21 protein-coding genes and 3 tRNA genes are annotated in these 23,850 nt (G+C 60.4%); 12 read left to right on the forward strand and 12 right to left on the reverse strand.

Annotated features, from left to right (window positions below):
- Positions 1 to 41: 41 nt before the first annotated feature.
- On the reverse strand, positions 42 to 1,214 hold the full coding sequence (gene ssuD, locus M2416_RS17335) for an FMNH2-dependent alkanesulfonate monooxygenase (protein ID WP_259226118.1): 1,173 nt from the start codon (positions 1,212 to 1,214) through the stop codon (positions 42 to 44).
- Positions 1,215 to 1,485: 271 nt separating this feature from the next.
- Here ssuD and M2416_RS17340 point away from each other — a divergent pair, with 271 nt between their 5' ends.
- The gene (locus M2416_RS17340; protein ID WP_259226120.1) at positions 1,486 to 3,429 is read left to right on the forward strand and encodes a sigma-54-dependent Fis family transcriptional regulator; all 1,944 of its coding nucleotides are present in this window, start codon (positions 1,486 to 1,488) and stop codon (positions 3,427 to 3,429) included.
- Positions 3,430 to 3,585: 156 nt separating this feature from the next.
- Positions 3,586 to 4,341 (forward strand): flap endonuclease Xni, encoded by a 756-nt coding sequence (xni, locus tag M2416_RS17345; RefSeq protein ID WP_045857486.1) that lies wholly within the window; start codon positions 3,586 to 3,588, stop codon positions 4,339 to 4,341.
- A 118-nt stretch (positions 4,342 to 4,459) separates the two neighbouring features.
- Here xni and fucO read toward each other — a convergent pair whose 3' ends face one another.
- Together fucO and fucA are read right to left on the reverse strand one after the other, a co-directional pair.
- Positions 4,460 to 5,608 carry a lactaldehyde reductase gene (gene fucO / locus M2416_RS17350; protein WP_259226123.1) on the reverse strand — a complete coding sequence of 383 codons (1,149 nt, stop codon included), beginning with the start codon at positions 5,606 to 5,608 and terminating at the stop codon, positions 4,460 to 4,462.
- 27 nt (positions 5,609 to 5,635) lie between these two features.
- Positions 5,636 to 6,283: an L-fuculose-phosphate aldolase gene (gene fucA, locus M2416_RS17355; protein WP_041147004.1), complete on the reverse strand. Its 648-nt coding sequence runs from the start codon at positions 6,281 to 6,283 to the stop codon at positions 5,636 to 5,638.
- 565 nt (positions 6,284 to 6,848) lie between these two features.
- Here fucA and fucP point away from each other — a divergent pair.
- Genes fucP through fucR form a run of 5 tightly spaced genes read left to right on the forward strand, consistent with a single transcriptional unit; the run spans position 6,849 to position 12,634 of the window.
- Positions 6,849 to 8,159: an L-fucose:H+ symporter permease gene (fucP, locus tag M2416_RS17360; protein WP_259226126.1), complete on the forward strand. Its 1,311-nt coding sequence runs from the start codon at positions 6,849 to 6,851 to the stop codon at positions 8,157 to 8,159.
- Between the two features lie 30 nt (positions 8,160 to 8,189).
- Entirely contained in the window at positions 8,190 to 9,965 is a 1,776-nt protein-coding gene (gene fucI / locus M2416_RS17365; protein WP_259226127.1) for an L-fucose isomerase, read from the forward strand.
- Between the two features lie 51 nt (positions 9,966 to 10,016).
- Entirely contained in the window at positions 10,017 to 11,435 is a 1,419-nt protein-coding gene (gene fucK, locus M2416_RS17370; protein ID WP_259226128.1) for an L-fuculokinase, read from the forward strand.
- Between the two features lies 1 nt (position 11,436).
- Positions 11,437 to 11,859, forward strand: a complete 423-nt coding sequence (gene fucU / locus M2416_RS17375) for an L-fucose mutarotase (RefSeq protein ID WP_259226131.1) — start codon at positions 11,437 to 11,439, stop codon at positions 11,857 to 11,859.
- Positions 11,860 to 11,917: 58 nt separating this feature from the next.
- Positions 11,918 to 12,634: an L-fucose operon activator gene (fucR, locus tag M2416_RS17380; protein ID WP_041147009.1), complete on the forward strand. Its 717-nt coding sequence runs from the start codon at positions 11,918 to 11,920 to the stop codon at positions 12,632 to 12,634.
- Positions 12,635 to 12,697: 63 nt separating this feature from the next.
- Here fucR and rlmM read toward each other — a convergent pair whose 3' ends face one another.
- The 3 genes from rlmM to gcvA are packed head-to-tail and all read right to left on the reverse strand — an operon-like array spanning position 12,698 to position 15,123.
- Entirely contained in the window at positions 12,698 to 13,798 is a 1,101-nt protein-coding gene (gene rlmM / locus M2416_RS17385; RefSeq protein WP_076945971.1) for a 23S rRNA (cytidine(2498)-2'-O)-methyltransferase RlmM, read from the reverse strand.
- On the reverse strand, positions 13,791 to 14,186 hold the full coding sequence (locus tag M2416_RS17390) for a DUF423 domain-containing protein (protein WP_041147011.1): 396 nt from the start codon (positions 14,184 to 14,186) through the stop codon (positions 13,791 to 13,793). The genes rlmM and M2416_RS17390 overlap by 8 nt, the downstream gene beginning before the upstream one ends.
- Before the next feature lie 19 nt (positions 14,187 to 14,205).
- Positions 14,206 to 15,123 (reverse strand): glycine cleavage system transcriptional regulator GcvA, encoded by a 918-nt coding sequence (gene gcvA / locus M2416_RS17395; protein ID WP_041147012.1) that lies wholly within the window; start codon positions 15,121 to 15,123, stop codon positions 14,206 to 14,208.
- A gap of 434 nt (positions 15,124 to 15,557) precedes the next feature.
- On the opposite strand from gcvA, the gene csdA reads away from it, so the two are divergent.
- Together csdA and csdE are read left to right on the forward strand one after the other, a co-directional pair.
- Complete coding sequence (gene csdA / locus M2416_RS17400; RefSeq protein ID WP_259226143.1) at positions 15,558 to 16,763, forward strand: cysteine desulfurase CsdA; 1,206 nt, start codon at positions 15,558 to 15,560, stop codon at positions 16,761 to 16,763.
- Positions 16,763 to 17,203: a cysteine desulfurase sulfur acceptor subunit CsdE gene (gene csdE, locus M2416_RS17405; protein WP_259226150.1), complete on the forward strand. Its 441-nt coding sequence runs from the start codon at positions 16,763 to 16,765 to the stop codon at positions 17,201 to 17,203. The genes csdA and csdE overlap by 1 nt, the downstream gene beginning before the upstream one ends.
- 6 nt (positions 17,204 to 17,209) lie before the next feature.
- Here csdE and tcdA read toward each other — a convergent pair whose 3' ends face one another.
- Both tcdA and mltA read right to left on the reverse strand, forming a co-directional pair.
- Positions 17,210 to 18,025, reverse strand: coding sequence for a tRNA cyclic N6-threonylcarbamoyladenosine(37) synthase TcdA (gene tcdA, locus M2416_RS17410; protein WP_115191993.1), 816 nt, complete (start codon positions 18,023 to 18,025; stop codon positions 17,210 to 17,212).
- A gap of 68 nt (positions 18,026 to 18,093) precedes the next feature.
- Complete coding sequence (mltA, locus tag M2416_RS17415; RefSeq protein WP_041147016.1) at positions 18,094 to 19,191, reverse strand: murein transglycosylase A; 1,098 nt, start codon at positions 19,189 to 19,191, stop codon at positions 18,094 to 18,096.
- Between the two features lie 214 nt (positions 19,192 to 19,405).
- Here mltA and M2416_RS17420 point away from each other — a divergent pair.
- The 3 genes from M2416_RS17420 to M2416_RS17430 all read left to right on the forward strand — a co-directional run bounded on the left by M2416_RS17420 (position 19,406) and on the right by M2416_RS17430 (position 19,729).
- Positions 19,406 to 19,482: transfer RNA gene (locus tag M2416_RS17420), tRNA-Met, on the forward strand.
- Positions 19,483 to 19,530: 48 nt separating this feature from the next.
- A tRNA-Met gene (locus tag M2416_RS17425) sits at positions 19,531 to 19,607 on the forward strand.
- 45 nt (positions 19,608 to 19,652) lie between these two features.
- Positions 19,653 to 19,729: transfer RNA gene (locus tag M2416_RS17430), tRNA-Met, on the forward strand.
- Between the two features lie 165 nt (positions 19,730 to 19,894).
- Here M2416_RS17430 and cobS read toward each other — a convergent pair.
- The 4 genes from cobS to cbiB form a co-directional block, all read right to left on the reverse strand.
- Positions 19,895 to 20,638, reverse strand: coding sequence for an adenosylcobinamide-GDP ribazoletransferase (gene cobS, locus M2416_RS17435; protein WP_259226157.1), 744 nt, complete (start codon positions 20,636 to 20,638; stop codon positions 19,895 to 19,897).
- On the reverse strand, positions 20,635 to 21,180 hold the full coding sequence (gene cobU / locus M2416_RS17440; RefSeq protein WP_259226180.1) for a bifunctional adenosylcobinamide kinase/adenosylcobinamide-phosphate guanylyltransferase: 546 nt from the start codon (positions 21,178 to 21,180) through the stop codon (positions 20,635 to 20,637). The genes cobS and cobU overlap by 4 nt, the downstream gene beginning before the upstream one ends.
- Positions 21,174 to 22,697: a cobyric acid synthase gene (locus M2416_RS17445; protein ID WP_259226189.1), complete on the reverse strand. Its 1,524-nt coding sequence runs from the start codon at positions 22,695 to 22,697 to the stop codon at positions 21,174 to 21,176. Before M2416_RS17445 ends, cobU begins: the two co-directional genes overlap by 7 nt.
- A gap of 65 nt (positions 22,698 to 22,762) precedes the next feature.
- Positions 22,763 to 23,722, reverse strand: a complete 960-nt coding sequence (gene cbiB / locus M2416_RS17450) for an adenosylcobinamide-phosphate synthase CbiB (RefSeq protein WP_259226190.1) — start codon at positions 23,720 to 23,722, stop codon at positions 22,763 to 22,765.
- Between the last annotated feature and the right edge of the window lie 128 nt (positions 23,723 to 23,850).

A 23,850-nucleotide genomic window follows, 5' to 3' on the forward strand; every position in this document is an offset into this window, starting at 1 on the left:
CAATCCCCCTCTGGAGGCAGAAAAACATATCCACCTCCCGCTCAGCTGGCGCTGACCTGTTTAACCGGCCGCTTATCGCCGCCGATGGTTTCGCCAAACGGGCCGGTATTCACGCTGCGCGCTTTCGGCTGGGCACTGCCGGCAAGCGGGAGCAGCGGCATGACCAGGTCGGCAAAGCGGTGGGCCTCTTCAAGATGCGGGTAGCCGGAGAAGATAAAGTTGGTGATGCCGAGGGCCTGATATTCGCGAATGCGATCCGCGACCTGCTGCGGGCTGCCGACCAGCGCCGTGCCCGCTCCGCCGCGCACCAGACCAACGCCCGCCCACAGGTTAGGGGCGATGCGCAGGTTGTCGCGGGAGCCGTTATGCAGGGCGCTCATCCGCGCCTGGCCTGCGGAATCCATGCGGGAAAATATTTTTTGCGCCTGGGCGATGGTGTCGTCATCCAGATGGGCAATCAGGCGATCGGCGGCGGCCCAGGCCTCCTCCTCCGTTTCGCGCACGATCACGTGCAGGCGAATGCCGTACTCCAGGGTGCGGCCGCGGGCGGCGGCGCGCTCGCGCACGATGGCCAGCTTCTCCGCCACCAGCGCCGGCGGCTCGCCCCAGGTCAGATAGCTATCGATTTGCTCAGCGGCAACGTCAATGGCCTCCTCCGAAGAGCCGCCGAAGTAGAGCGGCGGGCCGTTTTCCTGCACCGGCGGGAAGAGCACTTCCGCCCCTTCAACCTGGATATGCTCGCCGTGATAATCCACCTTCTCGCCTTTCAGCAGGCGCGAGTAAACGTCCAGAAACTCGCGGGTCACCTGATAGCGCTGGCTATGGTCGAGGAAAATTCCGTCGCCCTTGTTCTCCACCGGATCGCCGCCGGTGACCACGTTGATCAGCAGCCGGCCCTCCGACAGGCGGTCAAGGGTTGCAGCCATACGCGCCGCCAGCGTCGGCGGCTGCAGCCCCGGGCGTACCGCCACCAGATAGCGCAGGCGGCGGGTTAACGGCGCCAGCGCCGCGGCGACCAGCCAGGAGTCTTCGCAGCTTTTGCCGGTGGGGATCAGCACGCCGTAGTAGCCGAGGCTGTCGGCGGCCAGCGCAACCTGCTGTAAATACGCTAAATCAACGGGACGTCCGCCTTCGGTGGTGCCCAGATAGCGGCCGTCGCCGTGGGTGGGTAAGAACCAAAACACGTTGATCTTATCGCTAGCTTTCTGCGTCATTATCCATTTCCTATATAACCATATTCGATATTCATCGAAGAGTTGTTTAAATTTGGTTATATAGGTGTTAGCGATAATCGTGCCAACGCGGCAATGAAATTTAAGGCAATAAAATCAAATAATTAATAAAATCACTCGCCCGCCAGGCTGTTGCAAATGCGTCAGCGGATGGGGTGAGGCTGCCGCGTTTGCAACAAAACCACAGGGTTTGCCCGTGTTTATCGCCGCCGACAGAGGATAAGTTCAAGGCGTTATTTAGCGGAGGACTCCCATGCTTAATCCTGAACCCCCGGCCGATACCCCGGTGCTGATCGACCCGGCATCAAAGGCCTTTCAGAACCTGTTGGATAAACTGGCGCCCACCGAGGCCACCGTACTGATCGTCGGTGAAACCGGCACCGGTAAAGAGGTGGTCGCCCGCTACCTGCATCACCACAGCAGCCGCCGTCAGCAGCCTTTTCTTGCCGTAAACTGCGGCGCGCTCACCGAGAGCCTGGCGGAAGCGGAGCTCTTCGGTCACGAGAAAGGGGCGTTTACCGGCGCGGTGCAGAGCCATCCCGGCTGGTTTGAGGCCGCCGAGGGCGGCACGCTGCTGCTCGATGAGATTGGCGAGTTAAGCCTGCCGCTGCAGGTGAAGCTGCTGCGCGTGCTGCAGGAGCGCGAGATTACCCGCGTCGGCTCGCGCAAGGCGGTCAAAGTCAACGTGCGGGTGATTGCCGCCACCCACGTGGATTTGGCGCAGGCGATCCGCGAACGCCGCTTTCGTGAAGACCTCTATTACCGCCTGAATATCGCCATCGTCCCGCTGCCGCCGCTGCGCCAGCGCCGCCAGGATATTCCCCTGCTGGCCAACCATTTCCTATCGCTCTATGCCCGCCGGCTGGGACGCCCGACCCGCTATCTGGCGCCGGAGGCGCTGGACCGGCTGATGGACTACCCGTGGCCCGGCAATATCCGCGAGCTTGAAAACACGCTGCATAACGCGGTCCTGCTCAGCAGGGAAGAGGAAATTACGCCAGCCCAGCTGCGCCTGACCACGCTGCACGCCGCGCCGCTGACGGCAACGGATCTTGAGCTGGACGACTTTATCCACCAGCAGCTTGCCCAGCCCGGCGACGCGCTGTGGGAGCGCATGACCGGCGCGCTGATCCGCGGCGCCATGGCCCACTGCGACGACAATCAGAGCCAGGCCGCCGCCCTGCTGGGGATAAGCCGCCACACCCTGCGCACCCAGCTGGCCAATATTGGCGTAATTAAAAGCCGCCGCCGGGTGGAGTCGACGCCGCGCAGGCTGGCCGAAGCCGCATCCGTCGACCGCGAGCTGCGCATCGGCTATCAGCGCTTCGGCAACCTCGGCATTTTAAAGGCCCGACAGAGCCTCGAAAGCGCCTTCTCCAGCCTCGGCGTCAGCGTGCTGTGGAGCGAATTCCCGGCCGGGCCGCAGCTGCTGCACGCCCTCGCCTGCAATGAGATCGATTTCGGCACTACCGGCGAAGCGCCGCCGGTATTTGCCCAGGCCAGCAGCGCCGAGCTGGTGTACGTCGCGTGGGAGCCGCCGGCGCCGCAAAGCGTGGCGATGGTGGTGCCGCAGCATAGCGAGATCCGCACGCTCGGCGATCTGCGCGGCAGGCGTATTGCGCTGAATAAGGGCTCAAACGTGCACTGGCTGCTGCTGCAGATTCTGGAAGAGGCCGGGCTGGGCCTCAACGACGTGAAGGTGGTCTACATCCCGCCGAAGTATCCGCTCACCGCCAGCGATTATCTGGCGGTCGACGCGTGGATGATGTGGGACCCGCTGCTCAGCGACGCCGAACATACCGGGGAGCTGCGGGTGGTCGCCAGCGGCGAGGGGCGGGTGCACAACCATCAGTTCTATCTCTCGCGCCGCGATTACGTCAATCACAACGGCGACATCATGCAGCGTCTGCTGCACGAGCTGACGCAAACCGGGCAGTTTATCGATAGCCGGCGCGAAGAGGCCGCCGGGCTGCTTGCCGCCGAATTAGGCATTAACGTCGATTCGCTGGCCCTCGCCCTCGCGCGGCGCAGCCATCGCCCGCGGATGATGGATCTTAAGGTCATCCGCGCCCAGCAGACCATCGCCGACCGCTTTTATGCCCTCGGGCTGATCGGCAAACCGGTTTCCGTGCGCGAAGCGGTGTGGTACGGCGAAGCGGCCCACAGCGACCTGAGCCTGCTGCTGCACGCCGATTAGGCCGCTTTGCGAGGCGCATTCCCGATTATCCCCGCGCCGATAGCCTCCTGTGCACGGCAATGATACCCTTACATTTATGAGAACTCGGCTCGGGCACGGCGCCCGACCAGGCCGGCGGACCGCTCATCTGCCGGCATAAATGATAAGGAGAGACCTGTGGCCGTTCATCTGTTAATCGTCGACGCGCTCAATCTGATTCGCCGCATTCACGCGGTGCAGGGTTCGCCCTGCGTTGACACCTGCCTGCACGCGCTGGAGCAGCTGATCGTCCATAGTCAGCCAACGCACGCGGTGGCGGTATTTGATGATGAAGATCGCGCCCACAGCTGGCGGCACCAGCGCCTGGCGGAATATAAGGCCGGCCGCGCGCCGATGCCGGAGACGCTGGAGGCCGAAATGCCCGCGATCCGCGCGGCGTTTGAGCAGCGTGGAATTCGCTGCTGGGCCCTGGCGGGCAGCGAGGCCGACGATCTCGCCGCCACCCTGGCGATGAAGGTCGCCCAGGCCGGGCACCAGGCCACCATCGTCTCCACCGATAAAGGCTACTGCCAGCTGCTTTCGCCCACGGTTCGCATCCGCGACTACTTCCAGAAGCGCTGGCTGGACGCCCCTTTTATTGCCAACGAGTTTGGCGTGACCCCGCAGCAGCTGCCTGATTACTGGGGGCTGGCGGGCATCAGCAGCTCAAAAGTGCCGGGCGTGGCGGGTATCGGCCCCAAAAGCGCCGCCCAGCTCTTAACCGAGTTTACCGATCTGGAGGGGATTTACGCCCGTCTCGACGAGGTCGCGGAGAAATGGCGCAAGAAGCTGGAAGAGCATAAAGAGATGGCGTTCACCTGCCGCGAAATCGCCCGTCTGCAGACCGATTTACAGCTCGACGGCAATCTGCAGCAGCTGCGGCTGACGGCGTAGTCGGTGTCGTTGGCATAGTTGGTATAGTCGGTATAGTCGGTATAGTTGGTATAGCTGGCGGCCGCCGTTTAGCCGAAAAGGGCGATAGCCAGCATCGCCCTAAACCCCCCGGCAGCGTTTACCAGGCGCTATGGTAGAGCTCGATAATCTCCGCCAGGCTGGCTTCCCGCGGGTTGCCTCCGGTGCAAACGTCATCCAGCGCGGCCTGCGCCAGCGCCGGAATATCCTCTTTACGCACCCCGACATCGCGCAGATGCGGCGGGATCCCCACGTCGCGATTGAGCTTACACACCGCCTCTACCGCCGCCTGGCGGACCTCCTCTTCGCTTCTGCCTTCAACTTTCTCGCCCATCGCCCGGGCGATATCGGCAAACTTGCCTCCACAGTACGCGGCGTTGTAGCGCATCACGTGAGGCAGCAGAATGGCATTGGCCACGCCGTGCGGGGTGTTGTAAAACGCGCCTAAAGGATGCGCCATGCCGTGCACCAGCCCGAGACCGACGTTGGAAAACCCCATTCCGGCAATATACTGCCCCAGCGCCATTGCCTCGCCGGACCGGCTCTCGCCCGCCACCGAGCCGCGCAGCGCGCCGGCGATAATCTCTATCGCCTTCAGATGCAGGGCGTCGGTTAACGCCCAGGCCGCCCGCGTCGTGTAGCCCTCAATGGCGTGGGTCAGCGCGTCAACGCCGGTGGCAGCCTTCAGCGCCGGCGGCATCCCGTCCATCATGTCGGCATCGATAAACGCGACCTGGGGAATATCATGCGGATCGACGCAGACAAATTTCCGCCGCTTTTCCTCGTCGGTGATCACGTAGTTGATCGTCACCTCCGCCGCGGTTCCGGCGGTGGTCGGGATAGCCATAATCGGCACGCTCGGCGCGCGGGTTGGCGATAGCCCTTCCAGGCTACGCACGTCGGCAAATTCGGGGTTAGCGCTGATGATCCCCACCGCCTTACAGGTATCCTGCGGCGAGCCGCCGCCAATGGCGATCAGGTAATCCGCCCCGCTCTGCCTGAAGACGCGCAGCCCCTCCTGCACCACCGCAATCGTCGGGTTGGGGATCACCCCGGAAAAGATCTCCCACGCCAGGCCGGCGGCATCCATGCTGTCCGTCACCCGGCTAACCGCGCCGCATTGAACCAGCGTCTTATCGGTGACAATCAGCGCCTTCCCATAGCCCCGACGCTTCACTTCATTGGCCAATGCCGCCACCGCCCCTCGGCCAAACCACGCCGTTTCGTTCAAAATCATTCTGTTCGCCATCACCCGTCTCCTGTTCGCCGTGCGGGATCACTCTTCGATACGTAGCCCATAGGTTTTGAATTTTTCCAGTACGATGGCTATCGCTTCGTCGTCCAGTACCGGCACCGGATCGATAATCGCCAGCGTGCTGAGGTACAGCTGCGCCAGCACCTCCACCTCGTGCGCCAGCCACAGCGCTTTTTCCAGATTCTCTTCACAGGCAATCAGCCCGTGATGCTGCAGCAGGGTCGCCTTGCGGTTTTTTAGCGCCACGGCCACGTATTCAGAGAGCTCTCGCGTGCCGAAGGTGGCGTAGGGTGCGCAGGGAATGGAGTTGCCGCCGGCGGCGGCAATCATGTAGTGGATCGCCGGAATGGGCCGGTTAAGGATCGATACCGCGGTGCAGTGAACCGCGTGGTTATGCACCACCGCCTGCGCGTCGGGGCGGGTCTGGTAGGCCGCCATATGAAAGCGCCATTCGCTTGACGGCAGCTTGCCCTGCTCATGCTGGCCGCTGGCGTCAATCCAGACGATGTGGGATTCGGTGAGCTTTTCGTAAGGGATACCCGTCGGCGTAATCAGCATGCCGCCTTCATAGCGCACGCTCACGTTGCCTGCGGTCCCCTGATTCAGCCCCAGCCGGGTCATTTCCAGGCAGGTATCAATAATCTGCCGCGCCAGCGTATTTCGTTCCATTATTTACCTCTCTCAGTGTTTCAAAACGGACCAACAGAATCCTCGCTAACCTCATCCCGGCTCTGTCGAATTAATCAGGTATTTACTCACCATCATCATATTGAATAACCAGAATGGAATTGACATCAGCGTATTATGTGACCGCCATCAATTAATCTCCGGGAATAAATACAGCGCCGGTTATTTCCGCCAAAGAAAACTGCCCGTTATTTTTCTTGTTGTTTAAAACGGGCATTTTAGTTGCCCCTTAACAATTGCCCGTTTGCGCAGCAATAAATTAAATCGGGCAGCACCGCTGTGGCTTTTAAATTAAATAATCTCAAACGGTCATTGTTTTAGATAAATTAAAGTGATGCTAATCACATAAAGCCATTGTCTCCGGGCCAAATGTGACCGCCATCATATTAAAAGACCTTGTTTATTTGAAAATGAGTTCATGAGTTCATTCACGAGAGCATTTTATTCACCGCCGCTTAACCGGAACTCACCTTACTTTACCGGCTGGAGAGAGTGACCAGCCGCATGCTAAAGATGCTGGACACGCTTCTGAACTGATGAGGATGCTATGGGAAACACAACAATACAAACGCAGAGTTTTCGTGCGATAGATGTCGGACAGAGTAAGCGCTATATAATTCCATTCGCCCTGCTGTGCTCGCTATTTTTCCTGTGGGCCGTTGCCAATAACTTAAATGATATTTTACTGCCGCAGTTCCAGCAGGCTTTTACCTTAACCAATTTTCAGGCTGGGCTGATTCAATCAGCCTTTTATTTCGGCTATTTCGTCATTCCGGTCCCCGCCGGGATCCTGATGAAAAAGCTCAGCTATAAGGCCGGAATAATTACCGGGCTATTTCTCTACGCTCTCGGTGCAGCCCTATTCTGGCCGGCAGCGGAAATAATGAATTACACTTTATTTCTGATTGGTCTTTTTATTATTGCCGCAGGCCTGGGATGCCTTGAAACCGCCGCAAACCCTTTCGTTACGGTCCTTGGCCCGGAAAGCGGCGGGCATTTCCGCCTCAACCTGGCGCAAACCTTTAACTCCTTTGGCGCCATTATTGCCGTCGTCTTTGGGCAAAGTCTTATTTTGTCTAACGTGCCGCATCAATCGCAGGAGGTGCTCGATAAAATGGCGCCCGAGCAGCTCAGCGCCTATAAGCACAGCCTGGTGCTATCGGTTCAGACGCCGTACATGATTATCGTGGCGATCGTGCTGCTGGTTGCCGTGCTGATCGCGCTGACAAAATTTCCTTCTCTGCAAAGCGACGACCATGTTGATAGCGAACAGAGCTCTTTGAGCACCTCCTTCGCCAGGCTGGTGCGCATTCGCCACTGGCGCTGGGCGGTTCTGGCGCAGTTCTGCTACGTTGGCGCGCAAACCGCCTGCTGGAGCTATTTGATTCGCTATGCTATCGAAGAGATCCCCGGCATGACGCCCGGCTTCGCCGCGAACTACCTGACCGGCACCATGGTCTGCTTCTTCATCGGCCGCTTTAGCGGTACCTGGCTTATCAGCCGTTTTGCCCCGCATAAAGTGCTCGCCGCCTATGCCCTGCTGTCGATGGTGCTGTGCCTGATCTCCGCGCTCAGCGGCGGCCATATCGGCCTGCTGGCGCTGACGCTGTGCAGCGCGTTTATGTCGATTCAGTACCCGACCATTTTCTCCTTGGGGATCAAAAACCTGGGGCAGGACACCAAATACGGTTCGTCATTTATCGTCATGACCATTATCGGCGGCGGCATCGTCACGCCGGTGATGGGCTTTGTCAGCGATGCGGCGGGCAATATCCCGACCGCCGAACTGGTCCCGACGCTGTGCTTCGCCATCATCTTTATTTTTGCCCGTTTCCGTTCACAAACGGCAACCCACTGAACATTTTCCGCATAACGTGAGGAGTCTGGAATGAAAAAAATCAGCTTACCGAAAATAGGCATTCGCCCGGTCATTGACGGACGTCGCATGGGCGTACGCGAGTCGCTGGAAGAGCAGACCATGAGCATGGCGCAGGCCACCGCCGCGCTGATCGGCGAAAAGCTTCGCCACGCCTGTGGCGCGCAGATCGAGTGCGTCATTGCGGATACCTGCATCGCCGGTATGGCGGAGTCTGCGGCCTGCGAAGAGAAGTTTAGCGGCCACAACGTCGGCGTGACCATTACCGTCACCCCCTGCTGGTGCTACGGCAGCGAAACCATCGATATGGACCCAATGCGCCCGAAAGCCATCTGGGGCTTTAACGGCACCGAGCGCCCGGGAGCGGTCTATCTCGCCGCCGCGCTGGCCGCTCACAGCCAGAAGGGCATTCCGGCCTTCTCGATCTATGGTCACGACGTTCAGGACGCGGACGATAGCGCGATCCCAGCGGACGTCGAAGAAAAGCTGCTGCGCTTCGCCCGCGCCGGGCTGGCGGTTGCCGCCATGAAGGGCAAAAGCTATCTCTCCGTCGGCGGCGTATCCATGGGGATTGCCGGCTCCATCGTCGATCATAACTTCTTCGAATCCTGGCTCGGCATGAAGGTACAGGCGGTCGATATGACCGAGCTACGTCGGCGCATCGACCAGAAAATTTATGATGAAGTGGAGCTGGAGATGGCGCTGGCGTGGGCGGATAAAAACTTCCGCTACGGCGAGGACCAGAACGCACAGCAGTACAAACGCAATGCCGAGCAGAGCCGGGCGGTTCTGAAAGAGAGCCTGCTGATGGCGATATGCATTCGCGACATGATGCAGGGCAACGCGAAGCTGGCGGACAAAGGGCTGGTGGAAGAGTCGCTGGGCTATAACGCCATTGCCGCCGGTTTCCAGGGCCAGCGCCACTGGACCGATCAATACCCGAACGGCGATACCGCCGAGGCGCTGTTGAACAGCTCGTTTGACTGGAACGGAGTGCGCGAGCCGCTGGTTGTCGCGACCGAAAATGACAGCCTCAACGGGGTGGCAATGCTGCTGGGTCACCAGCTCACCGGCACCGCCCAGGTCTTTGCCGACGTCCGGACCTACTGGTCACCGGATGCGGTTGAACGGGTGACGGGTCAGCCGCTTACCGGGCTGGCGCAGCACGGCATTATCCACCTGATCAACTCCGGCTCTGCGGCGCTGGACGGCTCCTGTAAACAGCGCGATGCCGCCGGCAACCCGACCATGAAACCGCACTGGGAAATCTCGCAGCAGGAGGCCGACGCCTGCCTCGCGGCCACCGAGTGGTGCCCGGCGATCCACGAGTATTTCCGCGGCGGTGGCTACTCCTCGCGCTTCCTCACCGAAGGCGGCGTGCCGTTTACCATGACCCGGGTCAACATCATTAAGGGCCTGGGGCCGGTCCTGCAAATCGCCGAAGGCTGGAGCGTCGAGCTACCGAAAGAGATGCACGACCAGCTGGATGCGCGCACCAACTCCACCTGGCCAACCACCTGGTTTGCGCCGCGTTTGACCGGCAAGGGCCCGTTCAGTGACGTCTATTCGGTGATGGCGAACTGGGGGGCCAACCACGGCGTGCTGACCATTGGCCACGTCGGCGCGGACTTTATCACCCTCGCCGCCATGCTGCGCATTCCGGTCTGCATGCATAACGTGGAGGAGGCGAAAATCTATCGCCCTTCAACCTGGTCAGCGCACGGGATGGATACCGAAGGTCAGGACTACCGCGCCTGCCAGAACTATGGCCCGCTGTACAAACGTTAATACGTTCCGCCCTTTCATCGCGAAAGGGCTTTTTTTGTTTCAGGAGCAATGATGAAACAAGAGGTTATTCTGGTCCTCGATTGCGGGGCAACCAACGTCCGGGCCATCGCAGTCGATCGGCAGGGGAAGATTGTCGCCCGCGCATCGACCCCCAACGCCAGCGACGTCGCGGCGGAAAACGGCGCCTGGCACCAGTGGTCTCTGGAGGCGATCCTCCAGCGCTTCGCCAGCTGCTGCCAGACGCTCGCGGCGGAGCTGGCCGCCTGCCGCATTCGCGGTATTACGGTCACCACCTTTGGCGTCGACGGCGCGCTGGTCGACGAACGCGGCGCCCTGCTCTACCCGACGATCAGCTGGAAATGCCCGCGCACCGCGGCGGTGATGCGCGACATCGGCAGAATAATGCCGGCCCAGCGGCTGCAGGAGATCTCCGGCGTCGGGGCCTTCAGCTTCAATACGTTATATAAGCTGGTGTGGCTGAAAGAGAACCACCCCCAGCTGCTGGAAAAGGCGCACGCCTGGCTGTTTATCTCATCGCTTATCAACCACCGCTTAACCGGCGAGTTCACCACCGATATCACCATGGCGGGTACCGGCCAGATGCTGGATATTCACCAGCGCGAGTTTAGCCCCGAGATCCTGCAGGCCGCGGGGATCCCGCGTCGGCTGTTCCCGCGGCTGGTGGAGGCGGGAGACAAAATCGGCACCCTTCAGGCCGACGCCGCCGCGCTGCTGCAGCTCCCCGTCGGGATACCGGTTTTCTCCGCCGGGCACGATACGCAGTTCGCGCTGTTTGGCGCCGGCGCGCAGCAGGACGAACCGGTGCTCTCCTCCGGCACCTGGGAAATCCTGATGGTGCGCAGCGCCGGGGTTAACACCCCGCTGCTGAGCCAGTACCCCGGCTCAACCTGCGAACTGGACAGCCAGCCCGGCCTGGCCAACCCCGGGATGCAGTGGCTGGCGTCCGGCGTGCTGGAGTGGGTGCGTCAGCTGCTGTGGACGCCGGAGACGCCGTGGCACACGCTGATTGAGGAAGCGCGCCTTATTCCCGCCGGTGCCGAAGGCGTGAAGATGCGCTGCGATCTGCTGGCCTGCCGGGACGCGGGCTGGCAGGGCGTAACGCTGAATACCACCCGCGGCCATTTTTATCGCGCCGCGCTGGAGGGCCTAACCGCTCAGCTGCAGAGCCACCTGCGCAGCCTGGAGAAAATCGGCGGCTTTAAGGCCAGCGAGCTCCTGCTGGTGGGCGGCGGCAGCCGTAACGCGCTGTGGAATCAAATTAAAGCCAACGCGCTGGATATGCCGGTTAAGGTGCTCGATGACGCGGAAACCACCGTTGCCGGCGCGGCGATGTACGGCTGGTTTGGCGCCGGCGAGTTTGCCAGCCCGGAACTGGCCAGAGCCGAGGTGCACTACCGGTACCGCTACTTTTACCCACAAACCGAACCTGAACTGATAGATGAGGTATGACATGCTAAAAACTATCTCGCCACTCATCTCCCCCGAGCTGCTTAAGACCCTGGCCGAGATGGGCCACGGGGATGAAATTATTTTTTCCGACGCCCACTTCCCGGCCCACAGTATGGGGCCGCAGGTCGTTCGCGCCGACGGCCTGCTGGTCAGCGATCTCCTGCAGGCGATCGCGCCGCTGTTTGAGCTCGACGGCTACGCGCCGCCGCTGGTGATGATGGCGGCGGTAGCGGGCGACGCGCTCGACCCCGACGTTGAGCGCCGCTATCGCGATGCGCTCTCCCGGCAGTCGCCGTGCCCGGAAGTCATCCGCATCGATCGCTTTGCGTTCTACGAGCGGGCGCAAAAAGCCTTTGCGATCGTTATCACAGGGGAGCGCGCGAAGTACGGGAATATTCTTTTAAAAAAAGGAGTAACGCCGTAATCTCATGCCGGAGCGCCCGCCTGATGCGGGCGTTTATTGACTGACAGGGTGAGAGAAAATGAAAGCGGCACGCCAGCAGGCGATAATAGACCTGCTGATCAACCACAGCAGCCTGACGACCGAAGCCCTATCGCTGCAGCTCGCGGTCAGTAAAGAGACGATTCGTCGCGACCTCAGCGAGCTGCAGTCGCAGGGCAAAGTGCTGCGTAACCACGGGCGCGTCAAAATCATTCATCGCCAGAGCCAGGACAGCGGCGATCCGTTCCACATCCGCCTCAAAAGCCACTATGCCCACAAAGCCGATATCGCCCGCGAGGCCCTTGCCTGGATAGAAGAAGGGATGGTTATCGCCCTCGACGCCAGCTCCACCTGCTGGTATCTGGCCCGTCAGCTCCCGGACGTCAACCTGCACGTGTTTACCAACAGCCAGCCCATCTGCCAGGAGCTGAGCAAACGCGAGCATATCCAGCTCACCTGCTCCGGCGGCACCCTGCAGCGCAAATACGGCTGCTACGTCAGCGCTTCGCTTATCCCGCAGCTCCGATCGCTGGAGATCGATCTGTTCGTTTTTTCCTGCGAGGGCATCGACAGCAACGGCGCGCTTTGGGATTCAAATACGGTTAACGCCGAGTTCAAGTCCCTGCTGCTCAAGCGGGCGGCGCAGTCTTTGCTGCTGATCGATAAGAGTAAGTTTAATCGCTCGGGCGAGGCCAGCATTGGCCATCTCGATGACGTGACGCACATCATTTCTGATGAGCCCATCGCGGCAAAATAGCCGGCAGGAGAAGGGGGAGGAGAGCCCGGATAGCGGTGCCGCTACCCGGGAGACGACGCGAAGCTAGCGCTCGTCGCGACGACCGCCAACCGCAGCCCACAGGCGGCGAATATGAACGGTGACTTCTTCACGATCGTGATACAGCTGGCGCGCCTGAATCTGCGCATTAATGCCGTGCTCATCCAGCTGTTCCTGGATGTAGGCCAGATTGCGCGACAGCTCTTCATAGCGCTTTTTCATCGGCAGCTTCAGGTTGAAGATAGTCTCGCGGCACCAGCCGTTGACCAGCCACTGCGCCATCAGCGCCGCAACCTTAGCCGGCTTTTCCACCATGTCGCACACCATCCATGAGATGTTGCTGCGGGTCGGGCGGTAGCGGAAGCCATCTTCACGCAGCCAGGTCACCTGTCCGGTATCCATCAGGCTCTGCGCCATCGGGCCGTTATCGACCGACGAAACCCACATGTTGCGCTTCACCAGCTGATAGGTCCAGCCGCCGGGACAGGCGCCAAGATCCACCGCATACATGCCGTTGCCCAGGCGCTCGTCCCACTCATCGGCCGGGATAAAGACGTGGAACGCCTCTTCCAGCTTCAGCGTAGAGCGGCTCGGCGCATCGGCAGGGAATTTAAGCCGCGGGATCCCCATATAGAACGGGGAGTTGTTGTTGGAGTAGGAGTAGCCGGTATAGCAGCAGCCCGGAGCGATAAAGAATACGTGCACCACCGGACGCTTCGTGGTTTCGTAGCTGGTCAGCACGCCCGCTTCACGCAGGGCCGCGCGCAGCGGAACCGTAAGCTTACGGCAGAACTTCATCAGCTCTTTGCTTTCATTGGTATCGGCCACTTCAACCCGCAGGTCGCCACCCTTCTCCACCACGCCCTGCAGCATGCCGACAATCGGCGTGATGCGATCTTCCGGCGGCAGGTCGCGAAGCAGTTCGCCTACCACAAACATCTGGCGGGCAAAGACCAGCGAGCTGAACGGCAGCTCGCGCGCCAGCTTGTCGCCATCTTCCATCTGATAGCATTCAAAAATCACGTACCCGGCGTTATCTTTCACGCGGGCAAAACCAAACACCTCAAGGCGGGATGCCTTATCGGTAATTTCTGCTGCGCACTCCTTCTCAAACCCGGGGCGACAATAGAGGACAACCTTATTCATGAACAACGCCCTTACGTTTCAGACGAATTGCACCAATTAACATTAAGACCCAACCGGCGAGGAAGCTGACGCCTCCCACCGGCGTAACGAACGCCCACAGGCGTAAATGCGACAGCGCCAGGCAGTAAAGGCTGCCGCTGAACAAAACGGTTCCCAGCGCCATAAAGACGCTGCTCCAGTAAAACCAGATGCTGATGCGGCGCTGCATCGCCACCGCCAGGCCAAAAATGGCCAGCGTATGGAAGGCCTGGTACTCAAGGCCGGTATGGATCCAGCCCATTTCCGCAACGCCCAGCGACCGGCTTAACACGTGCGCGCCGAAGGCGCCCAGAGCAACAAAGATAAAACCGCTTATCGCGGCGAATATCAGCATAAAACGGCTGGTCATGTTATTACCCTACAATCATTTATTGTTCGTAACGAAAACGAAATTTTTCTTGTTCACTTGCCGCTTTCGCCAGTATCCACTGCCGGAAGGCGGCTATTTTACCCAGTTCAGCCTGACTGTCATGACAAACCAGATAAAAGGCATTTTTACTGACCAGAACATCATTAAACGGACAGACCAGACGGCCGGCTTCAATTTCGGACTGGGACATCACGTTATTGGCGAGCGCGACCCCCTGTCCGTGAATGGCCGCCTGCAGCACCATTGCGCTGTGGCTGAAAATCGGCCCCTGCTGGACGTTAATATGGCTTAGACCCAGCTGGCGGGTATAAGTTTGCCAGTCGCGACGGGAAGCATCGTGCAATAGCGTATGTTGCGCCAGATCCGCAGGCGTTTTCAACGCTTTGTCACCGGTCAGCAGCACCGGCGAGCACACCGGCAGCAGATACTCGGCGTACAGTTTTTCGACGCGCAGCCCCGGCCAGTTGCCGCGGCCGTAGAAAATCGCCACGTCAACGTCATCCGCCAGCTTGTCCTCCTGACGGTCCACCGCCTGGATTCTGACGTCGATTCCCGGATAAGCTGAGTTAAAGCTTGAAAGGCGCGGGACCAGCCACTGAATCGCAAAACTGGGCAACAGGCTGACCGTTAACGCCCCTTTTGCGCTTCGCGCCTGCAGTTTACGCGTCGCCTCCGTCAGCTGCGAAAAAATATCTTTAATATCCTGAAAATAGCTCTGGCCCTCTTCCGTCAGCAGCAGCGATCGATTGCGCCGCCGAAACAGCTTCAGCCCAAGAAAGTCCTCTAGTGACTTGATTTGGTGACTTACTGCGGCCTGGGTCACAAAAAGCTCATCGGCTGCGCGAGTGAAGCTTAAATGACGTGCGGCTGCATCAAAAACACGTAATGCATTCAGAGGTGGTAATCGCTTTGACATGGTTATTCTGGCTTAGATGTTAAGGCAATTTAACAAACAGGAAACAACGTTTAACCTATTAGTTTTTTTTATCTGAGCCATTATAATTTGTCCGTTGAGGTTCTACCAGCAAATACCTATAGTGGCCGCACTTCCTGAGCCGGAACGAAGAGCTTTTTTTGGAATGCGTGTTCCAACAAGCTTTTGGCTTACGGTTGTGATGTTGTGTTGTTGTGTTTGCAATTGGTCTGTCTTTGCGGACCATGGTGGCTAAGCTACCCCCTTTTCACTTCCTGTACATTTACCCTGTCTGTCCATAGTGATTTAATGTAGCACCGCAACGCGCGGTGCTTTTTTTTGCCCTGAATTTCCCCTCTCTTCCTTATCCGGTGCTTGTCAGCCTTGCCCTGACGGATAAATTGCGCGACGATCGTCGGATTGCAACGAGGAGCTCCATGAACGCATTCAATCCCGCTCAGTTTCGCGCGCAGTTTCCGGCTCTGGCCGATGCCGGCGTTTACCTTGATAGCGCGGCGACGGCGCTAAAGCCGCTGGCCACCATCGAGGCCAGCGATCGGTTCTATCGCCTCAGCGCCGGCAACGTGCACCGCAGCCAGTTTGCCGCCGCCCAGCGCCTGACCGAACGTTATGAAGACGCCCGCGAGCGCGTCGCGGCGCTGCTTAACGCGCCGTCGGGCAAAGATATCGTCTGGACCCGCGGCACCACCGAAGCCATTAACATGGTGGCCCAGAGCTACGTGCGCCCGCGCCTGCGGCCCGGGGACGAAATCATCGTCAGCGAAGCGGAGCATCACGCCAATCTGGTTCCCTGGCTGATGGTGGCCGAGCAAACCGGCGCCCGGGTGGTGAAGCTGCCCATCGGCGCCGATCGCCTGCCTGACGTGGCGAGCCTGCCCTCCCTGATTACGCCGCGCAGCCGGGTGCTGGCCATTGGCCAGATGTCTAACGTGACCGGCGGCTGTCCGGATCTGGCGCTGGCGATCCGCCTCGCGCACGAGGCGGGAATGGTGGTGATGGTCGACGGCGCGCAGGGCGCGGTGCATTTCCCGGCCGACGTCCAGAATCTGGATATCGACTTTTACGCCTTCTCCGGCCATAAGCTGTACGGCCCGACGGGGATTGGCGTGCTGTACGGTAAAAGCGAACTGCTGAACGCCATGTCGCCGTGGCTCGGCGGCGGTAAAATGATTACCGAAGTCACGTTCGACGGGTTTAAAACCCAGCCCGTCCCCTATCGGCTGGAGGCCGGCACGCCAAACGTCGCCGGCGTCATTGGCCTGAGCGCGACGCTGGAGTGGCTGCAGGAGACCGATATCGCCCAGGCCGAAAGCTGGAGCCGCAGCCTGGCGACGCTGGCTGAAGACGAGCTGGCGAAACGTCCGGGCTTCCGCTCCTTCCGCTGCCAAAGCTCAAGCCTGCTGGCGTTTGATTTCGCCGGCGTGCACCACGGCGATATGGTGATGCTGCTGGCGGAGTCCGGCATCGCGCTTCGCGCCGGGCAGCACTGCGCCCAGCCGCTGCTGGCGGCGCTTGGCGTCAGCGGCACCCTGCGCGCCTCGTTTGCGCCTTATAATACCCAGGATGACGTTTACGCGCTGGTGCATGCCGTTGACCGCGCTCTGGAAATTTTGGTGGACTAATGACGACTCCCAACCCGCAGAACCATCCGTTTGGCACCGCCATCACCGAAGCGACGCTGCGGCAAACCTTCGTCCCGCTGAGCCAGTGGGAAGATAAGTACCGCCAGCTGATTCTGTTAGGTAAAAAGCTGCCGCCGCTGGCGGACGAGGCGAAAGCCCTCACGACGGAGATTGCCGGCTGTGAAAACCGCGTCTGGCTGGGGTATAGCGTGCGCGACGGTCGGCTGCATTTCTTTGGCGACAGCGAGGGACGGATCGTTCGCGGCCTGCTGGCCGTGCTGCTGACGGCCGTTGAGGGGAAAAGCGCCGCCGAGCTGCAGGCGCGCGATCCGCTGGCGCTGTTCGACGAGCTGGGGCTGCGCGCGCAGCTTAGCGCCTCTCGCGGCCAGGGCCTCGCCGCGCTGGGCGCCGCGGTGCTTGCCGCGGCCCGCGAGGCTTAACCCGAGCTAAAGCGCCTGGCCCTGACGCCCGGCTTTCGCCAGCATTTTCTTCAGCGCATGCGATACGGCGACAAAGCCAAAGGTGGCGGTAACCATCGTTGCCGCCCCAAAGCCCGACGCGCAGTCCATTCGTTTGGGGCCTTCCGCGCTGCTTTTCATCGCGCATACGCTGCCGTCGGCCTGGGGATAAACCAGCGCCTCGGTCGAGAACACGCAGTCGATGCCGAGCTTGCCCTTACTGTTTTTGACCACTCCGAACTGGCCCTTCAGGCGCTCGCGCAGCTTCGCCGCCAGCGGATCCTGAATCGTTTTCGCCAGGTCCGCCACCTGAATCTGGGTCGGGTCAATTTGCCCACCCGCACCGCCGGTAGTCACCAGCGGCACCTTATAGCGACGGCACCAGGCAATTAACGCCGCCTTCGGCCGCACGCTATCGATAGCGTCAATCACGTAGCTGAAGCCCGCGCCCATATATTCGGCCACGTTCTCCGGCGTCACGAAATCGTCAATCACCGTCACCTGACATTCAGGGTTGATCAGCCGGATGCGCTCCGCCATCACCTCGGCTTTCGCCAGCCCGACGTTGCCGCCCAGGGCATGAATCTGCCGGTTGGTGTTGGTGACGCAGACGTCGTCCATATCGATAAGGGTAATGGCGCCAATCCCGGTTCGTGCCAGCGCTTCTGCGGCCCAGGAGCCGACGCCGCCGATGCCGACGACGCAGACGTGCGCGTCGGCAAAACACTGCAGCGCTGATTCACCATACAAACGCGCCGTCCCACCAAAACGCTGGCGCCAGGCGTCGCTAATTACAACAGACATATAACCTCAAAATAAAATGGCCGCTTCCCCGACGCACGCGTGCCGTCGGGGAAGCGGAGAAAGGAGTGTTAGCCGCTAAAGACGTTGCCCGTGCCCGGGGCGTTTTTCAGCACCCAAACGCGGCCATAGTGGTTATACCAGCCCGCGCGATGCCCGGCATCCGCCCCGATACCCTGATAGATATCGAAGTGCTGGCCTTTAATCGCGCCGCCGACGTCCAGCGCAACCATCAGGCGCAGCTCGTACTGACCGTTAAACTTGCCTTTATTATCCAGCAGCGGGACTTCCGCCAGCAGGGTGGTTCCCGGCGGGATAATGCTGCGATCAGAGGCGACCGACGCGCGGCCAATCAGCGGTACTGCGCTGGCGCCTTTCACCGGGGCGAAGGATTGCGGTTTAAAGAAGACGAAGGACGGGTTCTCTTCGAGCAGCGCGCGCACTTCGGCTTCGCTATGGGTTTCACCCCATTCGCGGATCGCCTGCATCGACATATCTTCTCTCTTCACTTCGCCGCGATCGATAAGCACTTTACCGATGCTGCGATACGACCAGCCGTTCTTCCCGGCATAGCTGAAGAAGTTCAGCGGCGAGCCGTCGCCAAAATCGATATAGCCGCTGCCCTGGACATCCATAATGAAGTTGTCCATCAGCGAGTTGCTGTAGGCCAGGATATAGCTGTCGCTCAGCCCGCCGGCGTAGATGCTGGCGCGGGACGGAAGCTTGCCGCGCTTCGGCGGCATGCGGTAAATAGGATACTGGAACTCACCCTGGCGGGTGTGGCGCGCCTGCACCACCGGGGTGTAGTAGCCGGTAAACTGCACGTTGCCGTAGCTATCGGCGCCCTGCATCTGCCAGGCGTCAATGCCGTACTGGCTCAGCGTGCGGGTATCGCCGCCGGCGCTTAGCCACTGCTGCAGGGAGTTATAGACGTTGCTCTGGCTATTATAGAGGCGCGGAGAAGCGCTGCGGATCTGCCTGACCTGTTCGGAGAAGTCGCCCGCGTTAATTGGCGTGCCGACCGCATCAGGTTGGTTAACCAGTGAAAACGGCTGGGTAAGCTTTCCTTCATTATACTGCTGACCGCGATCGGTCGGTTTCGAGGAGCAGCCGGCGAGCATCGCCAGTATTGCTCCGGTTGCCACATACTTTGCCCAACATCCTTTCATGGTATCTCTTCTTTTGCCGCTTAGTACCGGTTCGTGATGAGGGAAGATAACAAACCGCCAGGGCTATTGAAATGCGATAAAGCAGCACAAATACAAAATCGGCTAAAAAACGCGCTAAAAACGGTTCTTTCTACACCATTCATTACAAAATTATCGATTTAGCTGAAAAAGGGTTGCATCAAAACGTTAGCAGAGTATAGTGCGCATCCACGGACGCGGGGTGGAGCAGCCTGGTAGCTCGTCGGGCTCATAACCCGAAGGTCGTCGGTTCAAATCCGGCCCCCGCAACCAATTAAAATCAGAGAAGTAAGCTTTACTTGATGGAAGAGTAAAGACGGACGCGGGGTGGAGCAGCCTGGTAGCTCGTCGGGCTCATAACCCGAAGGTCGTCGGTTCAAATCCGGCCCCCGCAACCAATTAAAATCTGATGCAAAGTTTACTCGATGAAGAGTAAAGACGGACGCGGGGTGGAGCAGCCTGGTAGCTCGTCGGGCTCATAACCCGAAGGTCGTCGGTTCAAATCCGGCCCCCGCAACCAACACAATAAACACCCTTCAGGGTGTTTTTTTGTTTCTGCAATTCCCTCACGATAGCTTCAGCCCGCCGGTTCACGGCCCCGAACGACCTTTCTTAGCAGCAATACTCAGATCCGGCCTCATCGCCAGGTGCGCCATCGCCGCGTGCAGCAATGGCGCAGCGTGGCTCACAGCAGAGCCAGCAGGAAGATCAGTTCGCCGAGCTCAATGGCCGCTCCCAGCGTATCGCCGGTTTGCCCACCGAGGGTGCGCTTTAAGAGCTGACCGAGAATGAAAATCGCCGCCGCGCTGACCGCCAGCGCCGCCACTCCGCTCATGCCCGGCAGCAGCACCGCCGCGAGAATAACCGCGAGCCCCAGGGTTACACAGGTTTGTCGCCCGCTCACCTTGCCGATAAACACGTTGCCCAGCCCCTCTTCCCGCGCATAGCGGTGGCGGTACATCAGCAGCACGCTGGCTCCCCGCCCTACCGCGCAGGCTGCCGCCAGCGCCGCCAGCATCGGCGTGCCGCGCAGCGCCAGCTCGCTGACCACCAGTACCTTCGCCAGCAGCACAAAAATCAGCGCCAGCCCGCCGTGGGTTCCCAGCCGGCTGTCGCGCATAATCTCCAGCATCCGTTCACGACGGCGGGCGGAAAACACCCCGTCGCAGGTGTCGGCCAGTCCGTCGAGGTGGAAGCCGCCGGTGAGCAGCGCCAGCGCCAGTACGGCAAACAGCGCCGCCAGCGGGATGCCGCACCACGCCTGCACGGCGAGAAATACCAGGCCGCTCAGCAAGCCCAGCAGCGCGCCGACCACGGGAAAGGTGACAATACCGCGAACGTAGCGGTCGATATCCAGCCCCTGCGACCAGCGCTCCGGTACCGGTAAACGGCTGAGAAAAGAGAGCGTTGCCCAGAATAGTTTGATCATTTTATTTTGACTCCAATACCTGATACCACCAGCCAGACCTCATCCGCCGCCGCCGCCAGGCGCTGGTTAACCCGGCCGGCGATATCGCGAAAATGCCGCGCAAGGCGATTCTCGGGGACAATCCCCATTCCCACTTCGTTGGTGACCACCACGATCTTCGCCGCAGAGCGCTGGCAGGCGGCGATCAGCGCGTGGATCTCGTCATCAATCATCCGCTCCATGGCCGCATAATCCCAGCCATCGGGATCGCTGTCGCCGCCGCAGGCAAACAGCAGGTTGGTCACCATGGTGGTGATACACTCCAGCAAAATAGCTTCGTTAGGATCGTCGTGCGGGGCAATCAACTTATCAAGATGCTGCCAGCGCTCGACGGTGCGCCAGTGCGCCGGTCGGCTATCGCGGTGATGCTGGATCCTCGCGGCCATCTCCTCATCAAAAATCTGCGAGGTGGCGAGATACAAAACCTGCGGTGAGCCGACGATCAGCGCTTCGGCGTGACGGCTTTTCCCGCTGCGCGCGCCGCCGGTGACCAGAATCAGCATGATGGCTCCTGATGCTGCTGCATAATTTGGTAAATTTTTTCAATATCAATATGTTGACGCATTGCATCCGCCAGAATATCGAACTGCTGCGACTTGTACTGCGCGTAGTGGAGGGTGCTATCCAGCGCCGCCAGGCCTTTGCGTTGACGCAGGCCGTTGACCAGCGCGCGGGTGAAATCATCGCTGTCGAACAGGCCGTGCAGGTAGGTACCAAACGCCAGCCCGTCGTCCGTCATCGCCCCGTCAGCCACCGTCCGCCCCTCTTTTTCCAGCTGCAGCAGCGGCCGGCACTCGCCTTGCCGGGTCGTTTCACCCATATGAATTTCGTAGCCGCGCACGCGTAGCGCGGAGGCGCCCGCCAGCCAGCCAGGGAGCGCAGCCGCCATCGTCGCCTCAACCAGCGTCGTGGTTTTATGGCGGGCAAAGTGCGTAACGGTATTGAGCAGCCCCAGGCCTGGCAACATGCCCAGCCCGGACTCCACCTCATCGAAGATGGTCTCGCCAAGCATCTGGTAACCGCCGCAGATCCCCAGCAGCGGAATCCCCTGCTGATGCGCCTGCAGCACGCTCTGTTCCATCCCGCTTTCGCGCAGCCACAGCAGATCGCCCAGCGTATTTTTGCTGCCGGGCAGGATCACCAGGTCGCTCGTCGTCAGATCCTGGGGATGACGAACGTAGCGCACGCGGACGTCCGGCTGCGCCGCCAGCGCGTTGAAATCGGTGAAGTTCGACGTATGCGGCAGCTGAACCACCGCAATCTCAATCTCCCGCGGCGCGGTGCTCAGGTATTTTCCCTTCTGCAACGCCACGCTATCTTCATCTTCCAGATCGACCTCCAGCCACGGCAGCACGCCCAGCACCGGAACGCCGGTCAAAGCCTCAATCTGTTCGATGCCCGAGTACAGCAGCGCCACATCGCCGCGGAACTTATTGATGATCACCCCTTTCACCCTGGCGCGCTCCTGCTCCTCAAGCAGCGCCAGCGTCCCGTAGATAGCGGCAAACACGCCGCCTCTGTCGATGTCGGCAACGAGGATCACCGGACACTGCGCCATCTCCGCCATGCCCATGTTAACGATATCGCGATCGCGCAGGTTGATCTCCGCCGGGCTGCCGGCGCCCTCGAGAACCAGCACCTCATACTCCTGCGCCAGGCTGCGGTAAACCTCAAGGATCTGCTCGCGCAGGCGCGGCTTGTACTCGTGGTAGCTCACCGCGTCCATATGGGTCGCCACTTTTCCCATCAGCACCACCTGCGCGTTGAGATCGCTGGTTGGCTTTAACAGTATCGGGTTCATGCGCACATCCGGCGCAATGCCCGCCGCTTCGGCCTGAAAGATCTGCGCCCGTCCCATCTCTTTGCCATCGGCGGTGATGCCCGAGTTCAGCGCCATGTTCTGTGATTTAAACGGCGCCGTGCGCAGGCCGTCCTGGTAAAAAATTCTGCACAGGCCCGCCACCAGCACGCTTTTTCCCACGTCGGATGCCGTACCTTGCAACATAATTGCCCGCGTCATGGGGCCTCCTTTATCGCGTTCTGTCGCCTTCGCATTAAACTCATCTTTCGCTATAGCCGCGGCGTTCATGCCGCGCCGGCCAGCAGATAGCGCGCCAGCATAAACAGCGCCAGCGCCAGGGTTGATACCACCCACATCAGCCGGATCGTGCGGGGGATATCGTCGACTGAAATGTCGCGCACGTCGTCGCCAATCCACGGCTTCTCTACTCGTTGGCCAAAATAGTTGTTTGGACCGCCCAGCCGAATCCCCAACGCGCCGGCCACGCTGGCTTCCGGCCATCCACAGTTGGGGCTGCTGTGGTTATAGCGATCCCGCCAGCCGATACGTACCGCTCCGGGACCATCGTTGCGGCATAAGAAGGCCGCCATACTCAGCAGCAGCCAGCTCAGACGGGCGGGAATAAGGTTGGCGACATCATCAAGGCGGGCGCTGACCATGCCAATAGCGCGATACTTTTCATGCTTGTAGCCCACCATTGAATCGAGGGTATTCACCGCCTTGTAGGCCATAGCCAGCGGCGCGCCGCCGATCAGCAGGAAGAAGAGCGGGGCAATAATGCCATCGACGGTGTTCTCCGCCACCGTCTCCACCACCGCGCGGTTAATCTGCTCCGGCTGGAGCTGAGACGTGTCCCGCCCGACAATCCACGAGAGCTTCTCGCGGCTCTGCGCCAGGTCACCCTCGCGCAGCGGACGCTCAACGTCGCGGGCGGAGGTTGCCAGGCAGCGGCCGGCCAGCAGCGTAAAAATCATCCACACCTCAATCACCCAGCCGAGCCAGGGATGGATGCTTTCCGCCAGCGTCAGTACGCCCCAGGAAACGCCCCACGTCAGCCCTACCACCGCCAGCCACATCAGCCCTCCGCCGATGCGTAGCGCCCTGTCGCTGCGGCAGTAGCGCCTGACGACGCGTTGCGTGGCGGTAATGAGGTGGCCAATCCAGCGTACCGGGTGGGGCCAGCGCGGGGGGTCGCCGATGATGAGATCGAGGAGCCAGGCGACGCTCCAGGCAAGTAGCGTCATCGCGCGAGCCTCGAAGACGCCTGCCGGCGTACGGGAATAGATGAATGGAGTCTTGCCGCCATACCCGGTTCCTGTTCAGGGTGGTCGGAGGGCAAAGGTGCAACAGCGGTACGCTTTCGCCGGTACGC

Origin of the sequence: Klebsiella sp. BIGb0132 (assembly GCF_024810075.1) — a bacterium.
GTDB classification, from domain to species: domain Bacteria; phylum Pseudomonadota; class Gammaproteobacteria; order Enterobacterales; family Enterobacteriaceae; genus Klebsiella; species Klebsiella terrigena.

Excerpts from the sequence above, each read along its gene's own strand:
- ssuD (WP_259226118.1), bottom strand. The coding sequence starts at position 1,214 with ATGACGCAGAAAGCTAGCGATAAGATCAACGTGTTTTGGTTCTTACCC.
- csdE (WP_259226150.1), top strand. The coding sequence starts at position 16,763 with ATGACGACTCCCAACCCGCAGAACCATCCGTTTGGCACCGCCATCACC.
- fucA (WP_041147004.1), bottom strand. The coding sequence starts at position 6,283 with ATGGAACGAAATACGCTGGCGCGGCAGATTATTGATACCTGCCTGGAA.
- csdA (WP_259226143.1), top strand. The coding sequence starts at position 15,558 with ATGAACGCATTCAATCCCGCTCAGTTTCGCGCGCAGTTTCCGGCTCTG.
- fucI (WP_259226127.1), top strand. The coding sequence starts at position 8,190 with ATGAAAAAAATCAGCTTACCGAAAATAGGCATTCGCCCGGTCATTGAC.
- fucR (WP_041147009.1), top strand. The coding sequence starts at position 11,918 with ATGAAAGCGGCACGCCAGCAGGCGATAATAGACCTGCTGATCAACCAC.
- rlmM (WP_076945971.1), bottom strand. The coding sequence starts at position 13,798 with ATGAATAAGGTTGTCCTCTATTGTCGCCCCGGGTTTGAGAAGGAGTGC.
- cobU (WP_259226180.1), bottom strand. The coding sequence starts at position 21,180 with ATGCTGATTCTGGTCACCGGCGGCGCGCGCAGCGGGAAAAGCCGTCAC.
- tcdA (WP_115191993.1), bottom strand. The coding sequence starts at position 18,025 with ATGTCTGTTGTAATTAGCGACGCCTGGCGCCAGCGTTTTGGTGGGACG.
- M2416_RS17390 (WP_041147011.1), bottom strand. The coding sequence starts at position 14,186 with ATGACCAGCCGTTTTATGCTGATATTCGCCGCGATAAGCGGTTTTATC.
- fucO (WP_259226123.1), bottom strand. The coding sequence starts at position 5,608 with ATGGCGAACAGAATGATTTTGAACGAAACGGCGTGGTTTGGCCGAGGG.
- fucK (WP_259226128.1), top strand. The coding sequence starts at position 10,017 with ATGAAACAAGAGGTTATTCTGGTCCTCGATTGCGGGGCAACCAACGTC.
- cobS (WP_259226157.1), bottom strand. The coding sequence starts at position 20,638 with ATGATCAAACTATTCTGGGCAACGCTCTCTTTTCTCAGCCGTTTACCG.
- M2416_RS17340 (WP_259226120.1), top strand. The coding sequence starts at position 1,486 with ATGCTTAATCCTGAACCCCCGGCCGATACCCCGGTGCTGATCGACCCG.
- fucU (WP_259226131.1), top strand. The coding sequence starts at position 11,437 with ATGCTAAAAACTATCTCGCCACTCATCTCCCCCGAGCTGCTTAAGACC.
- cbiB (WP_259226190.1), bottom strand. The coding sequence starts at position 23,722 with ATGACGCTACTTGCCTGGAGCGTCGCCTGGCTCCTCGATCTCATCATC.
- mltA (WP_041147016.1), bottom strand. The coding sequence starts at position 19,191 with ATGAAAGGATGTTGGGCAAAGTATGTGGCAACCGGAGCAATACTGGCG.
- gcvA (WP_041147012.1), bottom strand. The coding sequence starts at position 15,123 with ATGTCAAAGCGATTACCACCTCTGAATGCATTACGTGTTTTTGATGCA.
- M2416_RS17445 (WP_259226189.1), bottom strand. The coding sequence starts at position 22,697 with ATGACGCGGGCAATTATGTTGCAAGGTACGGCATCCGACGTGGGAAAA.
- fucP (WP_259226126.1), top strand. The coding sequence starts at position 6,849 with ATGGGAAACACAACAATACAAACGCAGAGTTTTCGTGCGATAGATGTC.